The sequence below is a fragment of the Nocardia sp. CA-290969 genome, from assembly GCF_050936135.1.
In the GTDB taxonomy this organism is placed as follows: Bacteria; Actinomycetota; Actinomycetes; order Mycobacteriales; family Mycobacteriaceae; genus Nocardia.
Map to the genome: position 1 here is coordinate 4,096,814 of NZ_JBNJNJ010000001.1, position 20,925 is coordinate 4,117,738.

Here is a 20,925-nt window from a genome sequence, read left to right on the forward strand (position 1 = left end):
CGTGCTGACACTGCGGGCCGCCGGGCTGCTCGACGTGGATTCCGGCGAAATCGTCCGGCCCGGTATTCTGCGTGTGGACGGGGACCGGATCGTCGGCGTCGGCGGGGAGCCGGAGGGCGAGATCATCGAGCTCGGCGATCTCGTCCTGCTGCCGGGGCTGATGGATATGGAGGTCAACCTCCTGATGGGCGGCCGCGGCGAAACCGGGCTGACCTCCTCGGTGCAGGACGACCCGCCGCTGCGGATGCTGCGCGCGGTCGGTAACGCCCGGCGCACCCTGCGCGCCGGGTTCACCACCGTGCGCAACCTCGGGCTGTTCGTCAAAACCGGCGGATATCTGCTCGACGTTGCGCTCGGCAAGGCGATCGACGCCGGCTGGATCGACGGTCCGCGGATCGTCCCGGCCGGCCATGCGATCACCCCCACCGGCGGCCATCTCGACCCCACCATGTTCTCGGCCTTCGCCCCCGACGTACTGAAACTGACCCTCGAGGAGGGGATCGCCAACGGTGTCGACGAGGTGCGCAAAGCCGTGCGCTACCAGATCAAACACGGCGCCCAGCTGATCAAGGTCTGCGTCTCCGGTGGCGTCATGTCCCTGACGGGAGCGCCCGGCGCCCAACACTATTCGACCGAGGAACTGCGGGCGATCGTGGACGAGGCGCACCGGCGCGGGCTGCGGGTGGCCGCGCATACGCACGGAGCGGAGGCGGTGAAGGAGGCGGTCGGGGCCGGGATCGACTGTATCGAGCACGGTTTCCTGATCGACGACGAAGCCATCGACCTCATGGTGCGGGAGGGGACCTATATGGTGCCGACCACGCGCCTGGCCGATGCCATGGACGTCTCCAAGGCGGCACCGGAATTGCAGGCCAAGGCGGCCGAAATGTTCCCGCGGGCCCGCACCTCGGTGAAGGCCGCGTTCGACGCGGGCGTGAAGATCGCCGTCGGCACCGACGCACCGGCGATCCCGCACGGCCGCAACGCCGACGAACTGGTGGCCCTGGTCGAGCGGGGCCTCGACCCGTTGTCGGTGCTGCGGGCGGCGACGGTGGTCGCGGCCGAACTCATCCAGGTCACCGATCGCGGCCGGCTCGCGGAGGGGCTGCTCGCCGATGTGATCGGCGTACCCGGCGATCCCCTGGCCGATATCACCGTCACCCAGCAGGTGCGGTTCGTGATGAAAGGCGGAAAGGTCTATGGCGGCAATCGATGACCTGATCGAGGTCCAGCAGTTGCTGGCCCGCTACGCGGTGACCATCACCAAGGGCGATATCGAGGGCCTGGTCGGGGTGTTCACTCCCGACGGCACCTACAGCGCCTTCGGTGACACCTACACCCTCGACGTGTTCCCCGAACTCGTCGACGCCGCGCCGAAAGGCCTGTTCCTCACCGGAACCCCGCTGATCGAACTGGACGGCGATACGGGCACCGGCACCCAGCCGCTGTGCTTCGTCGAGCATTCCAGCCACGATATGCGGATCGGCTACTACACCGATACCTATCGGCGCACCGACAAGGGCTGGCGGCTGGCCACCCGGGCGATGACCTTCATCCGCCGCAGCGGTGTGCACGATTCCGGTATCCCGCACGCCTTCGAGCGGCCGGCGGTCTGAGCTCATGCTCGATGGAGACAGCGTGAGCGAGTCAGGCCCGGAGGCGGTAGCGGAGCGTCACCACGGAGGGCCCTCGCTCATGCGCGATGGAGACAGCATGAGCGGGTCAGGCCCGGAGGCGGCAGCGCAGCGTCACCACGGAGGGCCCCCGCTCATGCGCGATGGACACAGCATGGGCGTCGAGGAGTTCCGGTCGCGGGTGCGTGACTGGCTCGACGCGAACGATCTCACCCCCGGACCCGAACCCGGTTTCGACGCGCAGGTCGCGCAGCTGGGCCGGGTCCGGCGGGCGCTGTTCGAGGCGGGCTGGATGCGCTACGGCTGGCCGGAATCCGTCGGCGGGCTCGGCGGGCCGGCGCTGCTGCGGGCGGTGCTCGGCGAGGAGGTCGCCACCCGCGACCTCGCCGAGCCGGGCATCTACTCGATGGTCGAGGTCCTGGCCCCGACCATGATCTCCTACGCCCGCCCGGAGCTGGCCGCCGAGATGGTGCCACGGCTGCTGGACGGTAGCGAACAGTGGTGCCAGGGTTTCTCCGAACCGGGATCCGGCTCGGATCTGGCCTCCCTGCGCACCCGGGCCGAACGGCGCGGGGACGAGTGGGTGATCAACGGGCAGAAGGTGTGGACCAGTCTCGCGCAGTTCGCCGCCCGCTGTGTCCTGCTGACCCGCACCGGTCCCGGCCACGATGGGATCACCGCGTTCTTCGTCGATATGGACACCCCGGGAATCACCGTGCGCCCGCTGCGCACCATGCACGGTGTCGACGAATTCGCCGAGGTCTACTTCGACGATGTCGTGGTGCACGAATCCCGCATGCTGGGCCGGCCGGGCGACGGATGGCGGGTCGCCATGGATCTGCTGCCCTATGAACGCTCCACCTGTTTCTGGCATCGGATCGCGTATCTGTTCACCCGCCTCGACCGCGTCCTCGACCAGACCGCCGACGGCGACGATGCCGAGCTGGGCGCCGCCTACCTGGCCTTGCACACCGTGCGCTGCCGGTCCCGCGCCACCCAGCGGCGTCTCGCCGGCGGCGCCGCCCTGGGCCCGGACACCTCGATCGACAAGGTGCTGCTGGCCACCGCCGAACAGCAACTCTTCGATACCGCCCGCGACCTGCTGCCCGGCGAGATCGAACTCACCGATTCCGAATGGCGCCCGGAATTCCTGTATTCCCGGGCCGCGACCATCTACGGCGGCACCGCCGAGATCCAGCGCAATATCATCGCCCGCCGCCTGCTCGACCTGGGAAAGGAGTGAGCGGTGGACCCCGCCGAACTGACCCTGCTCACCGATACGCTGCGCAAGACGATGGCCACGGCCACCGGCGCCGAACTCTATCCCGCACTGTGTGACCTCGGCTGGCACGACCTGCTCACCGGCGACGACACCGCCGATTCCGCGGTCCCCCTGGTCTTCCGCCTACTGGGCGAGACCGGCAGCCACGCCCCGCTGGTCAACGATGTGGTGGCACACGCGGCCGGCCGGCCGTTCGGCGAACCGGTACCGCTGCCGTTCACCGGCGGCCGCTGGGTGCGCTGGCCGGAAACCGCCGCCGCTGCTCCGGACGCGGGCACAAGGACCGACATCCCGGCAGGTCGACGGCAGGTCGACGGCCCATTCGTCCTCCTCGATTCCGAGCTGCCGCTGTACGCCGCCGAGGGGCCCGCCGAATCACCCGCCGCCACCGCGGTCCCACTCGCAGCGGCACGGCGTGCGCTGGGCTGGTGGCTGACCGGCTCCGCGCGCGCCATGCTCGCGCTCGCCCGCCGGCACGCACTGGAGCGGGAGCAGTTCGGCAAGCCCGTAGCCGGTTTCCAGGCCGTCCGGCACCGGCTGGCCGAAACCCTGGTCGCCATCGAAGGTGCGGAGGCCACCCTCGCGGTGGAACCGCCCGATGCCCACCATCCGGCCCACCCCGCCTCCGCCGTACCGCAGGACTACGACGCCCTCGCTGCCTCGCTCGCCAAGGCCGCCGCCGGGCGCGCGGCACTGGTGACCGCGCGCCACTGCCAGCAGGTCCTGGGCGGGATCGGATTCACCGCCGAGCACGAATTCCATCGCCACTACCGGCGGGTCCTCGTGCTGGACGGACTACTCGGCAGCGCCCGGGAACTCACCCGCGAAGCCGGTGCGGCCCTACGCGAACTCGGCTACGTGCCACGCCTGGCACATCTGTAAACCTCGCCGTAGCAGGCATATCCCCGGCCGGCAAGCCGCCGTCGACACCGCGGACCGCACCGCGGAGGTGAGCCGGCTGCTCGACAGCGGCCCCGGATGTGCACGGGTTGCCACCGCAGAAGCTGCGCCGTCCGAACCACACGCCACCGGAGGTGTCGCCGGCACGACCGCCACTGAACGAGGCGGCCGCGGCGGCTGGTGAAGCAGGCGCGGGAGACCATCAGCGGCAGCGGCGTTGCGGCTGTCGAGCGGGGCCGTACCTCGGCACAGCAGCCGCGGACTCGGCCGGCCGATGTTCCGGACGTCTACTTCTTCGGCGCGGAGGTCGACGGCCGCCGGTTCGCCGTACGCCGACGGCCGCCTTACGCGCAGGCCTGTGACACTCCCCCGGAAATCGCGACCAGGCCGCACATGGTGGTGGCCGCGATCTTCCAGCCGTCGGATTCCCTGACAGCGTGACCGATCTGGTTGCTCACCACCGGATTGCCGGAGATGTTCAAGGTGAACCGGAGTTCGGCATGCGTCGCGTCGAGCACGACGACCTCGGCGATCTCGACCGTGGTGAGCGCCGTGCGGATATGGTTCACCATCCCCGAGATCTCGGTTTCGAAATCGTCGCCGCGTTCGACTAGCGCGATCCGGTCCGACGTCGAGGTGGCGGGGGCGAAAAACGCTTGGTATACGCCGGTTATCGAGGCCGAGGCCGCGGCCGGCGAATCCGGGGCGGCAGCGTTCACCCCGGGGCTCGCCGCCCCGGCGGCGACGTCGGTGGCGGAGGCTTCCGTCGACGGTAGTACGTAGCAGTTGTCGGGCCCGAAAAAGTTACTGCACCCGGTGATCGCGCTCAACGAGAGCGCGACTCCACAGGCAGCGGCGGTGCGCGCTACCCGGTGTCTTCGTGACATCGGTTCGTCTTTCTGGAGAGTGATAGTGGGCGTGCCCGGAAATCCGGTTCCGTTTACGCCGCGCGGAGTTTAGCCCGAGAACATCATGGGTAAAGGCGGATTCACGGACTTTACCGGAGATATATCCGGTTAATGCTGGGGCGGACTCGGTTCCGTGGGCGAGCCGCCGGCGGAGCCGGCCGGCCGGAACAGTGCATGCGCCCCAGCAGCACGAGCCGGGTAACCGGCTTCGCACGGGTACGCGGCGGATCGGGTACCGACCCGCCGCACCTGCACCCCTCCGGTCCCGCGGCCGGGCGAGCCGGAACCCGGATGCCGTACCGATACTGCGCAACCGATACGACGCCCACCTCCTGCGCTCCGCCCGCCCATCGGGCGGGCCACTCGCGGTGCTGCCCCGGGCCGAGACAGCCACCGGGACAGCGAAACCCAGCGGTGATCAGCTACAGGCCGGGATCACCTGGCCCGAGCCCTGGACCGCGAGCAACGCACAGAAGGTCATCGCGGCAACCTTCCAGGTATCACCTTCCTTGACCGCCTGCCCGGACTGGTCCGGCAGTACCGGGTTCCCACCGAGCAGCAAGGTGTAGGTGACGTCGGCGGTCTTGTCGTCCACGACCTCCACGGCGGATACGGTCACGCTCGTCCCCTGCGCGCGCGGGTCCGCGGCCATTCCTTCGAGGAAGGGTTTGAATTCGTCGCCCTTCTCGACCAACCCGGCCCGGGTCGCGGGAGCGGCCTTACCGTCGAAGAAGGTGACGAAGGCGTCCGAGATCTCTTTCTCGGTCTCCGGAGACGCCGCAGCGGGGGCGGCGGAACTGGTGGCGGCGGCGGGGGCCGAGGTGGCCGCGGCCGCATCCTCGTCGGAATCGCCACAGCCGATCACGGCCGTGGCGGTCAATGCCACCAGGCCGAAAAGAGTGGTGGCACGCCGGATTCTGCTGGAACGCATGGCGGAAACCTTTCCGATGGACATTTCGATTGTGTCGTCCATCCGGGAAATTTCGAAAATGGGATTCCGGGCGGTCGTCATTCGGTTACGCTGCCCGTGTCGGAAGAATCCCTGACCGCCGGTTTCCGCATCGGCGTCATATCTTCGATACGGGGACCGTTACCGCGGCGAACGGTATCGGTCCCCGTTTCTGTTCCTACTTCATATTCGTCTTCATCTGATCCAGGTCGACCAGGATCGGGTAACCGCTCACACTGAGCGCGTTTCCGTGCCCGGTGGAATGGATATCGAACACCGATTGGATTGCGGCGTAGAAACCCTGCACATCCATCGTCTGGTTCACCGCACGCTTGGCCTGACGCAACCCGAACGGCGGCATCTGCGCGATCTGCCCCGCCAGTTCCGCGGTCTTGGCCGGCAGGTCCGCGAGCGGCACCACCATATTCACCATCCCGGCCTGCTCCGCCTCCTCGGCGGTGACCGGACGGCCGGTGAACAGGATCTCCTTGGCCTTGCGATGCCCGAGTTCCCAGGTATGCCCGTGGTATTCGACGCCGCCGATCCCCATCATGGCCACCGGATCGGAGAACAGCGCGTTGTCCGCCGCGACGATGAGGTCACACGGCCAGCACAGCATCAGGCCACCTGCAATACAGCGACCCTGCACCGCCGCGATCGAGGGTTTGGGCACATTCCGCCACCGCAGCGTGTATTCCAGGTACCGGCGGCTCTCGGTCTGGTAGATCCAATCCAGCGTAATCTTCTCCGGTTTGGGCCAGCTGTCGTCTTTGAGGTCGTGCCCGGCCGAGAAATGTTTTCCGGCCGCATTCAGGACGATCACCACGGCGTCTTCGTCGTTCGCGGCCCGGGTCCACGCGGCATCCAATTCGTCGAGCAGTGCCGAATTCTGGGCATTGGCCGCCTCGGGGCGGTTCAGCGTGATCGTCGCGATTTTATCGGCGACGGAATAGTCGATATAGGACAAAACAACGCTCCTCGGTTCCGGGATGCACCGGGCGCACCCGATGCTCGTATTCCGTTTGCTACACGGCCCGGCGTCCGGCGCCCGGGCGCGCATTGATACTGCCGCCGATCAGCTCCGGGCGGCGAGGTACTCCCGGGCCACCACCGCGCGATGCTCGGCCGCGCCGCCGAGGAGCAACTCCCCGGCCTTGGCCCGTTTGATCGCGAACTGCAGGTCGTTCTCCCAGGTGAATCCCATGGCGCCGAACAGTTGCACCCCGTGCCGGAAAACCACCGACTGGCACTCTCCCGCCGAGGCCTTGGCCATCGCCGCCGCGGATCTACGCCGCGGATCGTTCTCCGCCAGGCACAGCGCCGCGAAATAGCCCAGCGCGCGAGCGCGTTCGATGGCCAGATGCATATCGGCGGCCTTGTGCTGTACCGCCTGGAACGCACCGATCGTGGTGCCGAACTGCTGCCGGGTGCGCACATGGTCGAGAACTAGATCGAGGATGCGCTGGCAGGCGCCCACGGTGGTCAGCGCCAGACCCGTCAGTGCCAGCTGCCGGGCCCGTTCCGGATCGGCGTCGGTGCGATCACCGTCGGTGACCCGCACATTGTCGAAGGTGACCTCCGCGACGTGCAGTACCGGATCGAAGACCTCGATCCGCCGGGCGGTGACGGTATGCGCGGGGACGACGAACACCCCGGCGGAGGTGACCACTGCCAGGCGATCACATCGGTCGCCGTCGAGTACCTGCCCGGCGGTGCCGCGCAACAACCAGCCCGCTCCGTCGCGGACCGCGGTGACCCCCTCGAACACCGCGGCACCGGTTCCGTCCGCGGCGGCGGAAGCTCCTGCCAGCGGTGCGAACTGGGTCATCGTGGCAAGATAGGGCGTCGGGTCGGTGGCCCGGCCCAGGCCCTCGAGCACGATACCGAGTTCCACGGTCGCTTCCGGCTCCACGAGTTCGGTCCAGCCGAGTTCGACATAGGTCTTCCAGAGCCGGCCCGGATCGGCGCCGGAGTCCACGATCTCCCGGATCACGGTGGCCGGGCATTCCTTGGCGGTGACTTCGCGGACCGTATCGCGGAGCAGCCGTTGGTCGGCATCGAACTCGAAGAGCATCCGGGCTCCTCCTGCTGGGCGGGTTGCGTTACGTTCAGGAGAATAGCATTCTCTTGAGATGAAATTAATAGTCTCCTCAACGGTGCGAACACCGGACGCGCCTGCCCGGACATGGGACGTTCTCCGGTACAGTGCACCCATGTTCTCCACAAATGGGATCGATGGGATCGGACGGGCCAGCCGGTGACCAGCCCAAGCGAAGAACCGGCCTGGAAGCAGCGCGCCGTAGAGCGCTCCATCCGCACCGCGAAGCTGCGCGCCGAGCAGCGGGTACAGCGCTTCCTCGATGCCGCCCAGGCGATCATCACCGAAAAGGGCACCACGGATTTCACGGTCCAAGAGGTCGTGGACCGGTCCAAACAGTCACTGCGCAGCTTCTACCTGCAGTTCGACGGTAAACACGAGCTGCTGCTGGCACTGTTCGAGGACGCCCTGAGCCGGACGGCCGATCAGATCCGCGCCGCCGTGGCGGGTAAGGACAACGCCCTGGACCGGCTGCAGCTCGCCGTGGAACTGCTCTACGAACTATGCCGTCCGGACCCCACCGCGCAGCGACCGCTGTTCACCGATTTCGCGCCGCAGCTGCTGGTCAGCCATCCCGCGCAGGTGAAGGTCGCGCATACACCGCTGGTCGTCCTGTTCACCGAGCTGATGATCGATGCCGACAAGGACGATCTGCTGCGCGAAGAGGTCAATCCGCGCCGGATGGCTGCGATGGTCATGCAAACCGTGATGTTCACGGCCCAGTCCAACGGTGGTATCGACGACGAGACCGCCCACCCGATCTCGGCCGAGGAGATCTGGGAGTTCTGCGCCCGGGGCTTCGCCCGCTGAATCCGAGCGAGAATAACGTTCTCCAAAGTTGAGATACGGGTTTACACTCGCTGTATGCCCGATCTCTGGACCGACCTTCTCGCCTGCATGGACCTGCGCCTGCGCCCCACCGCACCGCAGACCGACGACGACGCCACGGCACCCACCCCCGACCCGCAGGCCACCCTGTCGGTATTCGAGGGCCCCAATCAGCAGCTGGAATACCATCGGCTCTTCGGTGGTCAGCTGCTGGCCCAGTTCCTGCGCGCGGCCGTTTTCGCGTGCCCGGACAAAACGGTGAAATCCGTGCACGTCATCTTCGCCCGCGAGGGCAAGAGCGACGCCCCGGTCTACTACGTGGTGCAGCCGCAGCACCGCGGCCGCTCCTTCGCGACCCTGACCATCGTCGCCCGGCAGAAGGGCGATGTGATCGCCACCGCGCTGCTGTCGATGACCGCGCTGGAAGACGGGCGGGAGAACCAGGAGATCGCCGCGGTACCGCCGGTTCCGGGTCCCGAGCACACCGTCGAGATCGGCCTGATCCCGTGGGAGACCCGGTCGCTCACCGATCTGAGCGACAAGTCGGCCGGACCGGCCGAATACGACCTGTGGATGCGCACCCCCGAAGTCGGCGCCGAACTCGCCCCCGGGCTCGTTTCCTACGCCACCGATCTGAACGTGATCGGCACCGTCCTGCGCCCCATCGAAGGATTCGACCACAGCGGCAACGGCACCGAATTCACCTCCGCCACCACCTCGCACACCCTGTGGTTCCACCGCCCGTTCCGTAGCGACGACTGGTTGCTGCTGCGGCACGAGGGCCTGGTGATGGCACACGGCCGCGCCTACGGCCGCGGCGATGTGCTCACCGCGGACGGCACCCTGGTCGCCTCGTTCGCCCAGGAAGCCCTGCTCCGGTTCCGGCCCTGAGCCCGGCCCGCACGCCCAACCGATAGGCTTCCGATGCAACCTTCCCCCTCGGCGGCCCCGGCAGCGCAGCCGGCCGCAACGTTACGGGTCGCGCAATGGGCCACCGGCACCATCGGCGCCCGCGCCCTGCGCGGGATCGTCGAACATCCGGAACTCGTGCTGGCCGGTGTGTATTCACACAACCCGGACAAACAGGGTCGCGATGCGGCCGACCTGTGCGGGTCACCGACACCGACCGGCGTCCGGGCGACCGGCGATATCGGCGAGATCCTGCGCGACACCCCGGATTGCGTGCTCTACATGCCGCAGACCTGCGATATCGACGAGGTGTGCCGGATCCTGGCGGCCGGCACGAATATCGTCACCACGGCCGGCGTCTTCCACCATCCCGGCAGCATGGATCCGGCGGTGCGGGCGCGGGTGGAGGCGGCATGCACCACCGGCGGCACCTCGATCCACAGCACCGGCAGCAGCCCGGGTTTCATCACCGAAGCCGTGCCGATGGTGCTGTCGTCGATTCAGCGGCGCCTGGACCTGCTCACCATCCAGGAGTACGCGGATCTGTCCCGGCGCAACTCCCCGGGAATCCTGTTCGACGTGATGGGATTCGGTGGCCCGCCGGGCGATTTCGCCCAGGTCCGGCTGGATCATCTGCGCAACAGCTTCGGTCCGTCCCTGCGGCTGCTCGCCGACGGTATCGGCCGTCCGCTGGACGAGGTGACCGCCACGGGTGAGGTCGCCACCGCCACCCGCACATTCGACATCGCCGCCGGCACGATTCCGCAGGGAACGGTTGCCGCCCAGCGCATCACGATCTCCGGCGTACATCAGGGCCGCACCGTGGTGCGCTTCCAGGCCATCTGGCATTGCGGCGCACAGGCCGAGACCGATTGGGAGATCCGCCCCACCGGATGGCATCTCAGCGTGGCGGGTGACGCACCGCTCGAGATCGATATGGTCTTCCCGTTCCCGCTCGACCAGATGGCCCGGCATTCCCCCGCCTACACCGCGAACCGGGCCGTCAACGCGATCCGCTACGTTTGCGCCGCGGCACCCGGTATCCGCACCGTCCTCGACCTGCCCCCGATCACCGCGACGCTGGGACCCCGATGAACGACTACGAAGCGATCCGCGCCCTCAAGGCCCGTTATTTCCGCCTGATGGATACCAAGGATTGGGCCGGTTTCCGGCAACTGTTCTGCGATGACGTCGTCATCGATGTCACCGGTTCGGGTGGCGAGGTGATCACCGGCGCCGACGAATTCCTCGCCTTCCTCACGCCCCGGATCGGCGACGCGATCACGATCCACCACGGCCATACCCCGGAGATCGAACTGTTCTCCGACACCGAGGCCACCGGCATCTGGGCCATGGAGGACCGGCTCACCTTCCCGGACGGCACCCGGATCCACGGTTTCGGCCACTATCACGAAACCTACGCGAAGACCGGCGACCGGTGGCGCATCCGCACCCAGCGCCTGACCCGCCTGCACCTGGACTACACACCAGCGCAGGGAAATCCGCCGGGTGACACGGCAGGCTGAGTCCCCACGCCGTGTCTCCCGGTACTCGGCGCCGTCCCCGAAACCCACGCAGCCGGGTCGGTTCGGCGCGCCGGCGGGGGGGCCGAAGCCGCACCAGCCCGTCGGTGACGACCGCGATGGCGGCGCCGCGGCCCGGACGCTGTGTTGCCGGCAGCGGCTCACTCAGACGCGGCGCATGAATGCCATTGTGTAGCAGGAAGTGTCGATGTTTCGTTCGACCACGCTGACCAATTCCCAGCCTTGGGATTCGAGGAACTCTATCCCGTTGACCAAATGGACGACGGGCTCGAAGACAGCGCGTCGATAGGCGTCCCCGCTGAACAAAGAGCTGCTACCGATTCGCGGGGAACTCAGGACGAGATTCCGGCGCGGATAGGACCGCAGGTCCACTGCGCCGTTCAACACGGCCAACACATCGAAAACCGGGCCTGGTGCGGGAGCATTCACGCCCCCATCATCCGGTATCCCCGCCGAGCCGCACAGTGCCGTACATCCTCTCGGGTTGCCCGATGCCGGACAGGACACGAGTTTCCATCGTGAGACGAGCCACGGCTCAACAGTTCCTGTTCTCGGCCGTAGCGCGATAACCAGTGACGACGCGGCGTCGGGCCGCCACAGCCCGGCCGCCCACGCGCTTACCGACCACCCACCTCGCCGTCCCCGGCCGGCAGTTCCGCGGCGTCGGACGCCAACCGTTGTGCGGCGGTGTAGGGATCACAGCGTCCGGTGGCCACCGCGGCGGCGAGCGTCTCGAGTTGCGGATGCGCGCGCAACCTCGAATAGGCCAGCGACAGGATCTGTGATCTGGCCCGGGCGGCCCGGCGTTCCGCGGTGTCGGCGCGGTGGTGATCGTCGATGGCCGTGACCAGATCGGGGATTCCGGTGCCCTCGGCGGCGACGGCGGTGAGAATCGGAACCTCGGATTCGGCCCGCAACTCACGAACGGTCTGGTCGGCACCGGGGCGATCCGCCTTGTTCACGACCAGCAGGTCGGCCACCTCCAGCAGCCCGGCTTTCGCCGCCTGCACGGCATCACCGGCGCCCGGGGTCAGGACCACGACGGTCGGATCGGCCACGGCGGCGATCTCGATCTCCGATTGCCCCACACCCACCGATTCGATCACCACGAGGTCGTAGGACAGTGCGCCCAGCAACCGGATCGCCGCGGGTACGGCCGCCGACAATCCACCCAGATGTCCCCGCGTGGCCATCGACCGGATCAGCACCTGCGGATCGTCGATATGCGCGGCCATCCGGATCCGGTCGCCGAGCAGGGCGCCGCCGCTGTAGGGCGAGGACGGATCCACGGCCAGTACGGCCACCCGCAAACCCTGCGACCGGTAGGCCGTGACCACCGCGGCGATGGTGGTGGATTTGCCGGCACCGGGTGGTCCGGTGAACCCGACCACCCGGATCGGCGCGACCTCGAGCAACCCGAGCACCTCATCGCGCCGGTCGCCCTCGATCAGGGTGAGCAGTCGCCCCGCCGCCCGCACCGAACCCCCGCGCGCCGCGTGGATCAGTTCTCCCGGGTCCTTGGCTCTACCTACGACAGCCCCGGAGTTGCGGCCGCCGGCCGAGTCCTCGGCGCCTCCTGCGGCGCGGGGACCCGCGACGGTACCTCCGGCATCGCGGAGCGCGGCGGGCCCCCCGTCGTCTCGATTTCTCACGCCTGCGCTCCTCGACTCCGTTCCCCCGCGTATACCCGTGGCCGGCCATCCACCTCGCGGCCGGACCCGGACGGACGCCGGGCCCGGACCGCGGCGGTGGAGATCAGGACCGGCGTTCTCACGGAGCAGCGACGTCGAGGACCGTCGCCGACCCCATGCCACCGCCGGCGCACATCGCGACGATGGCCAACCCGCCGCCGCGGCGGCGCAATTCGTGGATCGTGGTGACGATCATGCGGGCACCGGTGGCCGCGACCGGGTGGCCGAGGGAGCAGCCGCTACCGTTCACGTTCACCAGGTCGGGATCGAGATCCAGCGCGCGGATGGCCGCGATCGGTACCGAGGCGAACGCCTCGTTGATCTCGAAGAGTTTCACCTCGCTGAGCGAGATCCCGGCTTTCCGCGCGGCCTTGGTGATCGCTTCGATCGGAGCGAGGCCGGTATCGGCGGGGTCGACCCCCACCGAGGCCCAGGACCGGACGGTGGCCAGTGCGGGCAGGCCCAGTTCGTCACTGGCGACGGTGAGCAGCGCGGCGCCGTCGTTCGCGCCCGCCGCGTTGCCGGCCGTGATCGAGAACCCCTCGATCTCCGGATGCAGGACCTTCAGCGAGGCCAGCTTCTCCATGGTGGTACTGCGGCGCGGATGCTCGTCCACGGCGAACAGCCCGAACGGGGTGTCGATCGGGACGACCTCGTCGTCGAACCGGCCCTCGTCGATCGCCGCGACGGCGTTGCGGTGCGACCGCAGCGCCCAGGCGTCCAGTTCCTCGCGGGTGATCCCGGATTTCACGGCGGCGTTCCAGCCCACCGTGATCGACATGTCCAGGTTCGGCGCGTCCGGGCGGTCCGGGTGCGAGGGCGAGACCCAGGGATCCGCCCATTCGTCCGGCCCGGTCTGGAAGCGCGCCCGGGGGGCGGTGGAATCCGCGTTGACCCCGCCGGCCAGCACCAGCCGGTCCATCCCCGCACGGATACCCGCGGCGGCCGTCTGTACGGCGGCCATTCCGGCCGCGCAGTGCCGGTTGTGCGCCAGGCCCGGCACACCGGTGAGCCCGGCCGTGATCGCGGCGTGGCGCGCGATCACGCCACCGCCGTATCGGCCCTCGCCGAGGATCAGGTCGTCGACGGGGGCGTCGGTGTGCAGCTGTTTTGCCGTCGCCTCGACCACATGATGGGCCAGATCGAAAGCGGTGGTTTCGCGCAGGGTGCCCTTGCGGGCGGTACCGATCGGGGTGCGTAACGCGGATACGATCACGGCTTCGGGCATCAGTTCTCTCCAGTTTCCGCCACGTCGACGATCTTGCCGATATACATGAGAATAGTATTCTCTCAATCTGAGAGCGATAATCGCAAGAGAGGGAAGCGTCATGCAGATCGAAGGAAGTTCGGCGATTGTCGTCGGCGGTACGGGCGGACTGGGCGAGGCGACCGTCCGGCGGTTGCACGCGGCCGGAGCCAAAGTGGTCGTCGCCGATGTCGCCGACGACAAGGGCAAGGAACTGGCCGCCGAACTCGGTATCCGCTACGTGCACACCGACGCCACCAGCGAGGAATCGGTGCAGGCGGCCGTGGACGAGGCGAAATCCCTCGGCCCGCTGCGTATCTCGGTCGACACCCACGGCGGTCCCGCCACCGGCGGGCGCCTGGTGGGCAAGGACGGTAAACCCCTGGCGCTCGACGGTTTCCGTACCACCATCGAGTTCTATCTGACCGCGGTCTTCAACGTGATGCGGCTGTCCGCGGCGGCCATCGCCGAATCCGAACCCACCGAAGAGGGTGCGCGTGGGGTCATCGTGAACACCGCCTCGGTCGCCGGGTACGAGGGCCAGATCGGCCAGCTCCCCTATTCGGCCGCCAAAGGTGGCGTGATCGGGATGACCCTGGTCGCCGCCCGCGACCTGTCGCCACTGGGCATTCGGGTGGTCACCATCGCCCCGGGCACCTTCAACACCCCGGCCTACGGCAAGGCCGCCGACCAGCTGGAACAGTACTGGTCGCCGCAGATCCCGTTCCCGAAGCGGATGGGCCGCTCACCGGAGTACGGGCAGCTTGTGCAGTCGATCGTGGAGAACGATTACCTCAACGGCGAGGTCATCCGCCTCGACGGCGCCCTGCGGTTCCCACCGAAGTGAGCCCGGTGGAATCGGCCCGCGACGGGGCGCAACCGGCGCACCAGCCCACCGGGGCGGACAGCTCCGGGCGGCTGGCCGGAAAGGTTGCGCTGGTCGCGGGCGCCAGCCGCGGTATCGGTGCCGCGATCGCCGAAACCCTTGCCCAGCACGGTGCGACCGTCGCGGTCGCGGCGCGCTCCGAACAGGCCGGGCGGGTACCGGGAACCATCCACGAAGTGGCCGACCGGATCAGGACCACGGGTGGCCGGGCGATGGCGGTGCCCTGCGATGTGACCCGAGAGGAATCGGTACACGCCGCCGTCTCCACGGTCGTCGCCGAGTTCGGCGGAATCGATATCCTCGTCGCGAACGCCGGTGTGCTGTGGCTGGGCCCGGTGGAAACCACCCCGCTCAAACGCTGGCAGCTGTGCCTGGACGTGAACCTCACCGGGGTTTTCCTGGTGACCCGCGAGGTGATCCCGCAAATCCGCGCCCGCGGCGGCGGCTCGCTCATCGCGGTCACCACCACCGGCGTCGAGATGACCGACCGCGGCGCCAATGCCTACTGGGTGTCCAAGGCCGCCGTGGAACGCCTCTATCTGGGACTGGCCGCGGATCTACGACCGGACAATATCGCGGTGAACTGCCTGAGCCCTTCGCGCGTCGTGCTCACCGAGGGCTGGAAAGCGTCCGGCGGTGGCGATATCCCGGCCGAGATGGTGGAACCGCCGGAAACGATGGGCCGGGCCGCCGCCCTGCTCGCCGCCCAGGACGCCACCGGTATCACCGGCACTATCCAACGCTCGGAGTCGCTGCTCGCTACTCGATAGTCTTCGCCGGCAACCCCTCCCACGGCCCCACCGGGTGCAGCCGCACCTCCGGGAAGCAAGCGTGATCGCAGCACGGTATGCCCATGGGGCGGGCATACCGTTGAGCACGGCGGAACGACTTCGACCGCAATGGTTTCCACGAATGGGAGCCGGTTCGGCCATCGGGGCGGGCGACTGTGGCGGGACAGATACTCCAGCCTGAACCCACCTCGGGCTCACGACCGAACGGAGCGCAAGGCATCTACCGAGACGGCTCGCTATCGTCCGGGCGGCGGGTCTCGCCGCCACCCGCACCCGGTGTTTTCGGCCGGTAGGCGCCGAGCTCTTCCCGTTGCCGGAGCCGGTTCAGGTCCCATAGTGCGATCCCGGCGACCGCCACCGCACCGATGGCCAGAACCATCAGGGGATAGACCGCGGTCAGCGCTTCCCGCCGGCCACGTTCGGCAGCGATACCGGACCACACCGGAAACCGGAGTACGGCAATCGAAGCCGAGGTGGCGAGCGCAGCCACGCCGAAGGCCAAGCGCCGGCACGCCGACCGGCGGCGTTCCAGCGCCACCCGGTAGTCCGCCCACCGGGCGTTGGCGGTCGTATCCAGGTGGGTGGTGTCGCCCTCGATCTCCCGGATCCGCGCCAAGGCATGCGCCACCGAGCGGTCCAGGGAGTCACGCCCTTCCAGGCCCTCGGGCCAATCCGCCCGGAGTTCCACCAGCGCGGCGAGCCGCTCGTACGGTGTCCTGCGCGCAGACCGGAGCGCGTACCGGCCACCGATCCAGGCAACGAGCACCACCGCCGGCGGAACGGCGAAGGTCAGGACATCTGTCCACCACGATCCGGAGGGTGCCGGGTCGGCTGCTGCTGCGAGCCACTCGATCACGCGCCGATTTTCGCACTCATCGGCGCCGGCCGTTATCGGTTCGGCAAACTTCCGGAAACCGCACGGACGGCAGCGCATACGTCCATCCGCCTTGCACAGCGATCATCCAGCAGCCCGGCACCGGACGGCGGCCGGTGCCGCGATACCGGCAGCTCCGCGTGTGAGAGTTCCGGCTCGGTTATTTCTTTCCGGAGGTGAGCCGGGTGATGGTGGCGTGGAAATCGTCGGTCTGGAACGACTGGTATTCCGCGGTGAGGGCGTAGTCCAGGGAGGTCAGTACGGCCTTCTCCAGCTGCATGTTCAGGACCCGCTTCGTGGCCTCGACAGCCTGGCGGGGCATTTCCGCGATCCGCTTGGCGCAGGCCAGCGCCTCGGCCATCGGATCGGCGACCACATGGTTGGCCAAGCCCATTTCCCGGGCGCGGTCGGCCGAGATACGGGCGCCGGTGAGCGCGTACTCCTTGGCCAGCAACAGGCTGGTGTGCAGGGGCCAGGTCAGCGGTCCGCCGTCGGCCGCGACCAGGCCGACCTGGACGTGCGGGTCGGCGAGGTAGGCGGTTTCGGCGAGGTAGACGATATCGCTGAGCGAGACGAGGCTGCAGCCCAGACCGACGGCCGGGCCGTTGACGGCGGCCACCACGGGTACCCGGCAGCGGGCCATGCCGAGGACGATATCGCGGCCGTGCGCGATGGTTTTCTCGCGCAGCGCCGTATCGCGGCCCAGCTCTTCGAGATAGCTGAAATCACCGCCGGCCGAGAAGGCCTTTCCGGCGCCGGTGAGCACCACGGCCCGTACCTCGGGGTCTTCGGAAATCCGCGGCCACAGCCGGGCGAGCCCGGAGTGCAGGGCGTCGTCCACCGCGTTGAGCGCGTCCGGCCGGTTGAGGGTGACGATCCGCAGCGGGCCGTCGGCCCGGACGTCGATTTCGGCGGGCATATCGTACATTTCAGACTCCCAATCCGAGGATGCGCGAGGCGATGATGTTCTTCTGGATCTGTGAGGTCCCGCCCATCACGCTCTGTGCGCGGCTGTACAGGTAGGAACCGAACATCTCCTGGTCGCCGGTACCGGCGACGGCAAGGGCGGCGTGGCCCACCGATTGGTCGACCCAAGTCATGAGCAGTTTGTCCAGCGACCCCTGCGGTCCGTGGGTCACCCCGTCGAGCTGTTCGGACAACCGCCGGCGCACATGCAACCGCAGCATCTCGGCCTGCACCGCGGCCCACGCGAGTTCCTCCGGTGCCGTCCCGTCGACCCGGGTGGCCAGCTGCCGCACGAGTTTCCCGTAGCGGGCGGCGTAACCGAGGGTCGAGGGTTCACGTTCGTGCCCGACCACGGTCATCGCGAGCTTCCAGCCCTCGCCGGGTTCACCCACCATCTGGGCGGCGGGTACCCGCGCGCCGTCGAACAGCACCTGCCCGAACTCGGTGGTCACGCCGCTCATCATTTCCAGCGGCCGCTGCTGCACGCCCGGCTGTTTCATCGCGACGACGAACGCCGAGATGCCTTTGTGCCGGGGCGCTTGCGGATCCGTGCGGGCCAGTAGCAGACACCAGTCGGCGACATCCGAGTAGCTGGTCCAGATCTTGTGGCCGTGGATCACGTACTCGTCACCGTCGCGGGTGGCGGTGGTGGTGAGGGAGGCCAGATCCGATCCGGCGCCCGGTTCGCTGAACCCCTGGCACCAGCGCTGGCTGCCGTCGATCATGCCGGGCAGGAACCGCCGGCACAGTTCGGGGCTCGCGTGCCGGCCCAGACCCTGGATCAGATATCCGAGGCTGGGCCGGGGCGGAGCGCCCGCGATGGCCAGTTCCTCGTCCAGGATCACGTCGTAGACCGGGGGGAGATCCTGGCCGCCGTACTCCCGGGGCCAGGACAATCCGAAGAATCCGGCCCGGTACAGCTCGGCATGCCATTCGCCCTGCCGGGCCCAGTATTCGTCGCCGGAGGTCGGGTATTTGCCCGCCACACCGGCGAGCCAGTCGCGCAGCCGTTCCCGGAACGCTGCTTCTTCCGGGGAATCACGATAGTCCAAGGCCGGCCTCCTCCAGGCGGACGGGAAACAGTTCGGTGGACACCAGGGCCCGCCGCAGATACACGTGGGCCAGGCATTCCCAGGTGTTGCCGATTCCGCCGTGCACCTGGATGGCGGTTTCGCAGACGGTGCGGGTGGCGCGGGCCGCGTAGATCTTCGCGATCCGCGCCGCCCGCACCGCGGCGGCCGGCTCGAGTTCGTCGACGGCCCAGGCCGCATGCCACAGCACGCTGATCGACCCTTCGATCAGCGCCTCGCTTTCGGCCAGCAGATGCGCCACGGCCTGGTAGGAGCCGATCGCATTACCGTATTGCTCACGGACTTTCGCGTATTCGACCGCCAGCTTCTGCGCACCGCGTGCCGTACCGACCAGGTCCGCGCAGGTGATCGTGAGGGCCAGCGCCTGCCAGCGGTCGCGGTGCGCGTCGGAGATATCCCCGCGCGGCTCCCACGGCCCGACGGCCGCCGCATTCCCGCGCGTGAGGTCGGCGCCGGGGAGCGGGTCGCCGACCGACCCCGCGAGCAGCCGGCTCCCGTCCAGTCTCAGCACCCGGTCGCTGCCGCGGGCGTCGATCGCGCTCCCCTCCACCGCGATCGTCCACCGCGACGTATCACCGTCGGACCGGCCGTGCAGATCATCGGCCAGCACCGGCCCGAGCAGTGCCGCATCCACCAGCCCGCGACCGAATTCCTCGGCCACGAGCGCCACTTCCACACCGGAGGCCCCGTCGGACCGCAGTTCCCGGAAACCGGTACCCGCGACCGCGTCCTCGAGCCTGCCCCGGCGCTTCTCGTCGGCCAGATCCAGGACCGAGCCGGGCCCCAGCTCGTCGGCCAGTTTCGCCGCCGCTTCCCGGAGTTGCCGCTGTTCACTCGTCAGCCGGACGTCCATAACGCTCCTTCAGCACTCGCCGCAGCACCTTGCCGGACGGCAGGCGGGGGATTTCGTCCACGAACTGCACCTGCCGCAACCGCTTGTAACCGGCCAGCCGCTGTTCGACCGTGGCCATCAGTTCCTCGGCCGTCACGGCGCCCGCTCGCGCTACCGCGGCGACGATCGCCTCTCCGTTGGCGCCGTCGGGCACACCGAACACCGCGCAGTCGGCGACCGCGTCGTGCCCGTGCAGGACCGCTTCGATTTCCGCGGGCGCCACCTGGAATCCGCGGACCTTGATCATTTCCTTGGACCGGTCGGTGAGCCGGAGCCAGCCGTGTTCGTCCACGTTGCCGACATCGCCGGTGCGGTACCAGCCGTCGTCGAACGCCGCCGCGGTCGCGGTTTCGGGCAGGTATCCGGCCATCACCGACGCGGCCCGCAGCTGGATCTCCCCGTCCTCGCCCGGCCCGAGCGGTTTCCCGTCGTCGAGCGATACCACCCGCACCTCGACACCCGGCACGGCCTTGCCCACGCTGTCCAAGCGCGGGGAGTCGATCGGATTGCAGGCGATCACGGGCAGTTCGCTCGCCCCGTAGGCGGGGAGCCAGGTGACACCGGTGCGGCGGGTCACGGTTTCGGCGACGCTCGCGGTCACCGGGGTCGCACCCCACATGATGTAGCGCAGCGAGGACAGATCGTAGGACTCCAGGTCCGGGTATTGCGCCATGGCCAGCGCGATCGGCGCGACCGCCATCTCGATGGTGATCCGGTCGGATTGGATATGCGCCAGCACTTTCTGCAGGTCGAACCGGCGATGCAGCCGCACCCAGGACCCGGTTTCCAGGGCCGTCACGATATTGAGGATGCCGAGGATATGCGAGGGCGGGGTCGCGACCTGGATCCGATCGGTTGCGCCCAGTCCGAGCGCGTCCTGCCAATGCCGCACCGCCGCCGCGAAGGAAGCGTGGGTGTGCCGCACCGCCTTGGGCAGACCGGTGGTGCCCGAGCTGAAGACGAGCACCGCGTCGGCGGCGGGGTCCGGGGGATCGAAGGTGCGGGTGACGGCGGGCAGCGGCTCGTCCAGCGACACCATCTCGCTGAGACCCGCCAGCACCGGATGGTCACCGACCGCGTGCCGGGCGCCGGTGATCTCCAGCGCGTGCGCGACCTCGGCGTCCTTCCAGGCCGGGCTCAGCAGTACCACGGCGGCGCCCAGCCGCCAGATCGCCAGCACCGCGGTCACGAATTCGGGCCGGTTCGACGACATCAACGCCACCCGCTCGCCGGAGCGGACGCCACGCGCCGCCAGCGTCTCGGCCAGGCCGTCGGCCATGGCATCGAGTTCGGCGCGGGTGTACTCGTGTTCCTCGAACGCGAGAACGGTGGGTTCCGCCCGTTGCGGGGCCGGCGCGGGCTCCGGCCGCCCGGCGGGCGCGGGGGACCCGGGAACCTCCGCGGGCACTGTGGCCTCACTCATCTGCCGCCCCCGA

Annotated in this window: 22 protein-coding genes; 10 read left to right on the forward strand and 12 right to left on the reverse strand. The window is 68.7% G+C overall.

Annotated features, from left to right (window positions below; all coding sequences use genetic code 11):
• The first annotated feature begins 1 nt into the window (after window position 1).
• The 4 genes from ACQEVO_RS18490 (at window position 2) to ACQEVO_RS18505 (ending at window position 3,798) form a co-directional block, all read left to right on the forward strand.
• Window positions 2-1,216 (forward strand): metal-dependent hydrolase family protein, encoded by a 1,215-nt coding sequence (locus tag ACQEVO_RS18490; protein WP_432914902.1) that lies wholly within the window; start codon window positions 2-4, stop codon window positions 1,214-1,216.
• Complete coding sequence (locus ACQEVO_RS18495; protein WP_432914904.1) at window positions 1,200-1,616, forward strand: nuclear transport factor 2 family protein; 417 nt, start codon at window positions 1,200-1,202, stop codon at window positions 1,614-1,616. The genes ACQEVO_RS18490 and ACQEVO_RS18495 overlap by 17 nt, the downstream gene beginning before the upstream one ends.
• A 172-nt stretch (window positions 1,617-1,788) precedes the next feature.
• Entirely contained in the window at window positions 1,789-2,877 is a 1,089-nt protein-coding gene (locus tag ACQEVO_RS18500) for an acyl-CoA dehydrogenase family protein (RefSeq protein ID WP_432922782.1), read from the forward strand.
• A 51-nt stretch (window positions 2,878-2,928) separates the two neighbouring features.
• Window positions 2,929-3,798 (forward strand): acyl-CoA dehydrogenase family protein, encoded by an 870-nt coding sequence (locus ACQEVO_RS18505; RefSeq protein WP_432922785.1) that lies wholly within the window; start codon window positions 2,929-2,931, stop codon window positions 3,796-3,798.
• Window positions 3,799-4,160: 362 nt separating this feature from the next.
• On the opposite strand, the gene ACQEVO_RS18510 is transcribed toward ACQEVO_RS18505, so the two are convergent.
• The 4 genes from ACQEVO_RS18510 to ACQEVO_RS18525 all read right to left on the reverse strand — a co-directional run bounded on the left by ACQEVO_RS18510 (window position 4,161) and on the right by ACQEVO_RS18525 (window position 7,747).
• The gene (locus ACQEVO_RS18510) at window positions 4,161-4,646 is read right to left on the reverse strand and encodes a hypothetical protein (RefSeq protein WP_432914906.1); all 486 of its coding nucleotides are present in this window, start codon (window positions 4,644-4,646) and stop codon (window positions 4,161-4,163) included.
• Window positions 4,647-5,142: 496 nt separating this feature from the next.
• Window positions 5,143-5,655 (reverse strand): hypothetical protein, encoded by a 513-nt coding sequence (locus ACQEVO_RS18515; protein ID WP_432914908.1) that lies wholly within the window; start codon window positions 5,653-5,655, stop codon window positions 5,143-5,145.
• Between the two features lie 196 nt (window positions 5,656-5,851).
• The gene (locus ACQEVO_RS18520; RefSeq protein WP_432914910.1) at window positions 5,852-6,640 is read right to left on the reverse strand and encodes an enoyl-CoA hydratase; all 789 of its coding nucleotides are present in this window, start codon (window positions 6,638-6,640) and stop codon (window positions 5,852-5,854) included.
• 108 nt (window positions 6,641-6,748) lie between these two features.
• Entirely contained in the window at window positions 6,749-7,747 is a 999-nt protein-coding gene (locus ACQEVO_RS18525; protein WP_432914912.1) for an acyl-CoA dehydrogenase family protein, read from the reverse strand.
• Window positions 7,748-7,930: 183 nt separating this feature from the next.
• On the opposite strand from ACQEVO_RS18525, the gene ACQEVO_RS18530 reads away from it, so the two are divergent.
• Genes ACQEVO_RS18530 through ACQEVO_RS18545 form a run of 4 tightly spaced genes read left to right on the forward strand, consistent with a single transcriptional unit; the run spans window position 7,931 to window position 11,034 of the window.
• Complete coding sequence (locus ACQEVO_RS18530) at window positions 7,931-8,581, forward strand: TetR/AcrR family transcriptional regulator (RefSeq protein ID WP_432914914.1); 651 nt, start codon at window positions 7,931-7,933, stop codon at window positions 8,579-8,581.
• Between the two features lie 54 nt (window positions 8,582-8,635).
• A complete protein-coding gene (locus ACQEVO_RS18535; RefSeq protein WP_432914916.1) occupies window positions 8,636-9,490 on the forward strand; it encodes an acyl-CoA thioesterase in 855 nt (284 codons plus the stop codon).
• 33 nt (window positions 9,491-9,523) lie between these two features.
• Complete coding sequence (locus tag ACQEVO_RS18540; protein ID WP_432914918.1) at window positions 9,524-10,603, forward strand: NAD(P)H-dependent amine dehydrogenase family protein; 1,080 nt, start codon at window positions 9,524-9,526, stop codon at window positions 10,601-10,603.
• Window positions 10,600-11,034 (forward strand): nuclear transport factor 2 family protein, encoded by a 435-nt coding sequence (locus ACQEVO_RS18545; protein WP_432914920.1) that lies wholly within the window; start codon window positions 10,600-10,602, stop codon window positions 11,032-11,034. Before ACQEVO_RS18540 ends, ACQEVO_RS18545 begins: the two co-directional genes overlap by 4 nt.
• A 162-nt stretch (window positions 11,035-11,196) precedes the next feature.
• Here ACQEVO_RS18545 and ACQEVO_RS18550 read toward each other — a convergent pair whose 3' ends face one another.
• The 3 genes from ACQEVO_RS18550 to ACQEVO_RS18560 form a co-directional block, all read right to left on the reverse strand.
• Window positions 11,197-11,481 carry a hypothetical protein gene (locus ACQEVO_RS18550; RefSeq protein ID WP_432914922.1) on the reverse strand — a complete coding sequence of 95 codons (285 nt, stop codon included), beginning with the start codon at window positions 11,479-11,481 and terminating at the stop codon, window positions 11,197-11,199.
• A gap of 188 nt (window positions 11,482-11,669) precedes the next feature.
• Window positions 11,670-12,557 carry a methylmalonyl Co-A mutase-associated GTPase MeaB gene (meaB, locus tag ACQEVO_RS18555; protein WP_432922788.1) on the reverse strand — a complete coding sequence of 296 codons (888 nt, stop codon included), beginning with the start codon at window positions 12,555-12,557 and terminating at the stop codon, window positions 11,670-11,672.
• Between the two features lie 265 nt (window positions 12,558-12,822).
• Window positions 12,823-13,971 carry a thiolase family protein gene (locus ACQEVO_RS18560; protein ID WP_432914924.1) on the reverse strand — a complete coding sequence of 383 codons (1,149 nt, stop codon included), beginning with the start codon at window positions 13,969-13,971 and terminating at the stop codon, window positions 12,823-12,825.
• Between the two features lie 100 nt (window positions 13,972-14,071).
• Between ACQEVO_RS18560 and ACQEVO_RS18565 the strand changes: the two genes are divergently transcribed.
• Both ACQEVO_RS18565 and ACQEVO_RS18570 read left to right on the forward strand, forming a co-directional pair.
• On the forward strand, window positions 14,072-14,836 hold the full coding sequence (locus tag ACQEVO_RS18565; protein ID WP_432914926.1) for an SDR family NAD(P)-dependent oxidoreductase: 765 nt from the start codon (window positions 14,072-14,074) through the stop codon (window positions 14,834-14,836).
• Window positions 14,837-14,907: 71 nt separating this feature from the next.
• Window positions 14,908-15,645: an SDR family NAD(P)-dependent oxidoreductase gene (locus ACQEVO_RS18570; protein WP_432922791.1), complete on the forward strand. Its 738-nt coding sequence runs from the start codon at window positions 14,908-14,910 to the stop codon at window positions 15,643-15,645.
• Between the two features lie 241 nt (window positions 15,646-15,886).
• On the opposite strand, the gene ACQEVO_RS18575 is transcribed toward ACQEVO_RS18570, so the two are convergent.
• The 5 genes from ACQEVO_RS18575 to ACQEVO_RS18595 all read right to left on the reverse strand — a co-directional run bounded on the left by ACQEVO_RS18575 (window position 15,887) and on the right by ACQEVO_RS18595 (window position 20,912).
• Window positions 15,887-16,522, reverse strand: coding sequence for a hypothetical protein (locus ACQEVO_RS18575; protein WP_432914928.1), 636 nt, complete (start codon window positions 16,520-16,522; stop codon window positions 15,887-15,889).
• Window positions 16,523-16,700: 178 nt separating this feature from the next.
• Window positions 16,701-17,468, reverse strand: a complete 768-nt coding sequence (locus ACQEVO_RS18580; RefSeq protein WP_432914930.1) for an enoyl-CoA hydratase/isomerase family protein — start codon at window positions 17,466-17,468, stop codon at window positions 16,701-16,703.
• 1 nt (window position 17,469) lies between these two features.
• Window positions 17,470-18,558, reverse strand: a complete 1,089-nt coding sequence (locus ACQEVO_RS18585) for an acyl-CoA dehydrogenase family protein (protein WP_432914932.1) — start codon at window positions 18,556-18,558, stop codon at window positions 17,470-17,472.
• Window positions 18,545-19,450, reverse strand: a complete 906-nt coding sequence (locus ACQEVO_RS18590) for an acyl-CoA dehydrogenase family protein (RefSeq protein WP_432914934.1) — start codon at window positions 19,448-19,450, stop codon at window positions 18,545-18,547. The genes ACQEVO_RS18585 and ACQEVO_RS18590 overlap by 14 nt, the downstream gene beginning before the upstream one ends.
• The gene (locus ACQEVO_RS18595) at window positions 19,428-20,912 is read right to left on the reverse strand and encodes a class I adenylate-forming enzyme family protein (RefSeq protein ID WP_432914936.1); all 1,485 of its coding nucleotides are present in this window, start codon (window positions 20,910-20,912) and stop codon (window positions 19,428-19,430) included. Before ACQEVO_RS18595 ends, ACQEVO_RS18590 begins: the two co-directional genes overlap by 23 nt.
• Window positions 20,913-20,925 lie beyond the last annotated feature (13 nt).

Bases quoted from the DNA above. Each gene is read 5' to 3' on its own strand.
- ACQEVO_RS18515 (WP_432914908.1), bottom strand. From the start codon at position 5,655: ATGCGTTCCAGCAGAATCCGGCGTGCCACCACTCTTTTCGGCCTGGTG.
- ACQEVO_RS18565 (WP_432914926.1), top strand. From the start codon at position 14,072: ATGCAGATCGAAGGAAGTTCGGCGATTGTCGTCGGCGGTACGGGCGGA.
- ACQEVO_RS18580 (WP_432914930.1), bottom strand. From the start codon at position 17,468: ATGTACGATATGCCCGCCGAAATCGACGTCCGGGCCGACGGCCCGCTG.
- ACQEVO_RS18525 (WP_432914912.1), bottom strand. From the start codon at position 7,747: ATGCTCTTCGAGTTCGATGCCGACCAACGGCTGCTCCGCGATACGGTC.
- ACQEVO_RS18505 (WP_432922785.1), top strand. From the start codon at position 2,929: ATGGCCACGGCCACCGGCGCCGAACTCTATCCCGCACTGTGTGACCTC.
- ACQEVO_RS18560 (WP_432914924.1), bottom strand. From the start codon at position 13,971: ATGCCCGAAGCCGTGATCGTATCCGCGTTACGCACCCCGATCGGTACC.
- ACQEVO_RS18495 (WP_432914904.1), top strand. From the start codon at position 1,200: ATGGCGGCAATCGATGACCTGATCGAGGTCCAGCAGTTGCTGGCCCGC.
- ACQEVO_RS18535 (WP_432914916.1), top strand. From the start codon at position 8,636: ATGCCCGATCTCTGGACCGACCTTCTCGCCTGCATGGACCTGCGCCTG.
- ACQEVO_RS18540 (WP_432914918.1), top strand. From the start codon at position 9,524: ATGCAACCTTCCCCCTCGGCGGCCCCGGCAGCGCAGCCGGCCGCAACG.
- ACQEVO_RS18500 (WP_432922782.1), top strand. From the start codon at position 1,789: ATGGGCGTCGAGGAGTTCCGGTCGCGGGTGCGTGACTGGCTCGACGCG.
- ACQEVO_RS18595 (WP_432914936.1), bottom strand. From the start codon at position 20,912: ATGAGTGAGGCCACAGTGCCCGCGGAGGTTCCCGGGTCCCCCGCGCCC.
- ACQEVO_RS18545 (WP_432914920.1), top strand. From the start codon at position 10,600: ATGAACGACTACGAAGCGATCCGCGCCCTCAAGGCCCGTTATTTCCGC.
- ACQEVO_RS18590 (WP_432914934.1), bottom strand. From the start codon at position 19,450: ATGGACGTCCGGCTGACGAGTGAACAGCGGCAACTCCGGGAAGCGGCG.